Source organism: Gemmatimonadaceae bacterium (assembly GCA_035533755.1).
Taxonomy (GTDB): domain Bacteria; phylum Gemmatimonadota; class Gemmatimonadetes; order Gemmatimonadales; family Gemmatimonadaceae; genus JAGWRI01.
The window spans coordinates 1-3,248 of the sequence record DATLTC010000039.1; the positions used below are offsets into that span (position 1 = coordinate 1).

The window sequence follows — 3,248 nt, forward strand, 5'->3', positions numbered from 1 at the left end:
GGGCGACACGCTGGGCTACGTGGGCACCACGGGCGACGCGCCCGCGAATGTGCCGCACCTGCACTTCCAGATTCTGCAGATGCCGCCCAACGGCCGGTATTGGGAGGGCGATCCCATCGATCCCTTCCCGTTACTTTCCGAGCGTGCAACCCGCATCGTCGGATCCCACTGACCTGCTGAACGGCGGCGTCGCGGTTGTCGGACGCGGCCGCATGGGACACGCCCTCTCGACCGCGCTCGCGGCCGCCGGCGTGGCCGTGCGCGGGCCGCTGGGACGCGGCGAACCCTGCGACGCCGACGCCGTGGTGCTGCTCTGCGTGCCGGATCGCGAGATCGCGGCCGCGGCCGGGTTCGTGGCGCCGGGCCGCGTGGTGGGACACTGCAGCGGCGCTTCCACGCTCCAGCCGCTGGCCCCGCACGAAGCCTTCTCCCTGCACCCGTTGATGACCGTCGTTCCGCACCGCGAGGCGCGATTTGCCGGCGCCGGCTGCGCGGTGGCCGGCTCCACGCCGCGAGCGCTGGCCGTGGCGGAGTCGCTGGCGGGCCTGCTGCACATGCGCGCCGTGCGCGTGGCGGAGGCCGATCGCCCGCTGTATCACGCCGCGGCCTCCGCGGCATCGAACTTCCTGGTCACGCTCGAGTGCGCCGCCGAATCGCTGGCCGTCCGGGCCGGCGTGTCGCGCGAACTGCTGGTTCCGCTGGTGCAAACCGCCGTGGATCACTGGGCGGAGCGCGGCGCCGCGGCGCTCACCGGGCCCATCGCCCGCGGCGACGACCAGACGGTGGCGCGGCAGCGCGCGGCGGTGGCCGCCCGTGCCCCCGAGCTGCTCCCCCTCTGGGACGCGCTCGTGGAGCGCACCGGCGCCCTGGCCCGCGACGCGAGCGATGGGGCGAAGGCATGATCACGCTCCGCGCGATCTCCGACGTGCGCGCCGCGGTGGGCGCGGCCCGCGCCCAGGGAAAGACCGTGGGCTTCGTGCCCACGATGGGCGCCTTCCACGACGGACATCTGTCGCTCATGCGGCGGGCGCGCGAACGCTGCGGATTTGTGATCGTGTCGCTGTTCGTGAACCCCACGCAGTTCAACGATCCGAGCGACCTCGCCGCGTACCCGCGCGACGAGGCGGGCGACGCGCTGATGGCCGCGGCCGAGGGCGTGGACCTGCTGTTCGCGCCCGATGCGCGCGATCTGTATCCCGACGGATTCACCACCTCGGTGGTGGTGGCCGGCCTCGCCGACGTGCTCGACGGCGTGTTTCGCGGACCGTCGCACTTTCGCGGCGTGACCACGGTGGTGACCAAGCTGTTCAACATCGTGGCGCCCGACGTGGCGTTCTTCGGGCAGAAGGACGCGCAGCAGGCCATGATCATCCGTCGCCTGACGCGCGATCTCGATCTGCCCATCCGCATCGAGGTGTGTCCTACCGTGCGCGAGTCCGACGGTCTGGCGATGTCCAGCCGCAACGTGCGGCTCACCGCCGCCGACCGCGTGCGCGCGCTGGCGCTGCGCCAGGCGCTCAGCGTGGCCGAGTCGGCCATCGCGAGCGGCAACCGCGACGGCGCCGGCATCGCCGAGGCGGCGCGCGCGGCGATGCGGGAACGCGGCGTGGAGCCGGAGTACTTTGAACTCGTGTCCGCCGAGACGCTGCGTCCGGTGCAGCCGCTGTCCGGCACGGTGCTCGTGGCCGTGGCCGCGCATGTGGGCCCGGTGCGTCTCATCGACAACGTCGTCGTCACCATCCCGCCCACCTCATGACCGATCCCCGCATCGAAAACCTCGCGCAGCTCGCGCGCGCCGGCACGCCCATCGTCATGGTCACGGCGTACGACATCGTGTCGGCCCGCGTGGCCGAGGCCGCCGGCGTGGACATCGTGCTCGTGGGCGACTCGGCGGCCAACGTCGTGCTCGGCTACCAGTCCACCCGCGAGGTGAGCGTGGACGAGCTGATCACGCTCGCCCGCGCCGCGCGCCGCGGCGTGAAGACGCCGCTGCTGGTGTGCGACCTGCCGTTCGGCACCTACGAGGACTCGGACGAGCAGGCCGTGGCCACGTCGCGCCGGTTCGTGCGCGAGGTGGGGTGCGAGGCGGTGAAGATCGAAGGTGGCGGCGAGATCGCGCAGCGCGCGCGGGCCGTGGTGGCCGCCGGCATTCCGGTGATGGGCCACGTGGGACTGCTGCCGCAGCATCTGGAGCCCGGCGCCGCGGCGCGGGCGCAGGGCCGCGGCGTGGACGAGGCGCTCGACATCGCGCGCTCGGCGCTCGAGCTCGAGGCCGCTGGCTGCTTCTCCATCGTATTCGAGGCCGTGCCCGCCGCGGTGGCCGACGCGATCGTCGCCACGCTCACCGTGCCCACCATCGGCATCGGCGCCGGAGCGAACACGGCCGGCCAGGTGCTGGTGTTCCACGATCTGCTGGGCTTGAGCAGCGGCCGCCATGCGCGGTTCGCCAAGCGGTACGCCGAACTGTTCGAGCCAATGGTGGCCGCGGTGCGCCAGTTCGCGGCCGATGTGCGCGCTCGCCGGTACCCGGCGGCCGAGCACACCTATCCGGTGGACGCCGACCAGTTGGCGGCGATCCTTGCGCGACTGCACGGGCCGCGGTGATCGTTCGGACGTCCCCAACCGCCACTACAAATGCCTCTGAGCTCCAAACAGCGCGCCGAGCTGCGCGCCGAAGCCCATCACCTCACCGCCGCCGTGCACCTGGGGCACCAGGGGGCCACGCGCTCGCTGGCGCAGTCGCTGGACGACGCCCTGCGCACGCACGAACTGGTGAAGGTGCAGCTCAACCGCACGGCGGATGTCACGCCCAAGCAGGCGGCCAACGAACTGGCCGCGGCCGTGGGCGCGGAGGTGGTGCAGGTGATCGGCCGGACGGCGACGCTGTATCGCGAGAATCCCGATCTCAAGAAGAAGGCCGGCGACCTGCCGCCGTGGCGGAAGTAGCCAGCACGCGCCAGGGCGTCATCGGGATCTCCGCCATCTCCACGCCCAGCGCGTCGGCCACCGCGGCCGCGATGGCCGGCGCCACGGGAATCATCGGCGGCTCGGCCAGCCCCTTGGCCCCGATGTGATTGGCCACCACGTCGGCGCCGTCCACGAAGAATCCCTCGATGCGCGGCACATCGGCCATGGTCGGGATCTTGTAGTCGTGCATCGTGGGGTTCATCTGTAGGCCCAGCCGCTCGTCCATCACGCGCTCCTCGAACAGCGCGTACCCCATTCCCTGCAGCACCGCGCCCTCGAGT

Annotated in this window: 5 protein-coding genes; 4 read left to right on the plus strand and 1 reads right to left on the minus strand. The window is 72.3% G+C overall.

What is annotated here, in order from left to right; all coding sequences use genetic code 11:
* Positions 1-212: 212 nt before the first annotated feature.
* Genes VNE60_06255 through VNE60_06270 form a run of 4 tightly spaced genes read left to right on the plus strand, consistent with a single transcriptional unit; the run spans position 213 to position 2,946 of the window.
* Positions 213-902 carry a DUF2520 domain-containing protein gene (locus tag VNE60_06255; GenBank protein HVB31115.1) on the plus strand — a complete coding sequence of 230 codons (690 nt, stop codon included), beginning with the start codon at positions 213-215 and terminating at the stop codon, positions 900-902.
* On the plus strand, positions 899-1,756 hold the full coding sequence (gene panC / locus VNE60_06260; protein ID HVB31116.1) for a pantoate--beta-alanine ligase: 858 nt from the start codon (positions 899-901) through the stop codon (positions 1,754-1,756). Before VNE60_06255 ends, panC begins: the two co-directional genes overlap by 4 nt.
* Entirely contained in the window at positions 1,753-2,604 is an 852-nt protein-coding gene (panB, locus tag VNE60_06265) for a 3-methyl-2-oxobutanoate hydroxymethyltransferase (protein ID HVB31117.1), read from the plus strand. Before panC ends, panB begins: the two co-directional genes overlap by 4 nt.
* 30 nt (positions 2,605-2,634) lie before the next feature.
* The gene (locus VNE60_06270; protein HVB31118.1) at positions 2,635-2,946 is read left to right on the plus strand and encodes a YhbY family RNA-binding protein; all 312 of its coding nucleotides are present in this window, start codon (positions 2,635-2,637) and stop codon (positions 2,944-2,946) included.
* Here the strand turns inward: VNE60_06270 and VNE60_06275 are convergent.
* Positions 2,906-3,248: molybdopterin cofactor-binding domain-containing protein (locus VNE60_06275; protein ID HVB31119.1), on the minus strand; the 343-nt coding region annotated here is incomplete at its 5' end. The genes VNE60_06270 and VNE60_06275 overlap by 41 nt on opposite strands.

Bases quoted from the DNA above. Each gene is read 5' to 3' on its own strand.
- VNE60_06255 (HVB31115.1), top strand. From the start codon at position 213: ATGGGACACGCCCTCTCGACCGCGCTCGCGGCCGCCGGCGTGGCCGTG.
- panC (HVB31116.1), top strand. From the start codon at position 899: ATGATCACGCTCCGCGCGATCTCCGACGTGCGCGCCGCGGTGGGCGCG.
- VNE60_06270 (HVB31118.1), top strand. From the start codon at position 2,635: ATGCCTCTGAGCTCCAAACAGCGCGCCGAGCTGCGCGCCGAAGCCCAT.
- panB (HVB31117.1), top strand. From the start codon at position 1,753: ATGACCGATCCCCGCATCGAAAACCTCGCGCAGCTCGCGCGCGCCGGC.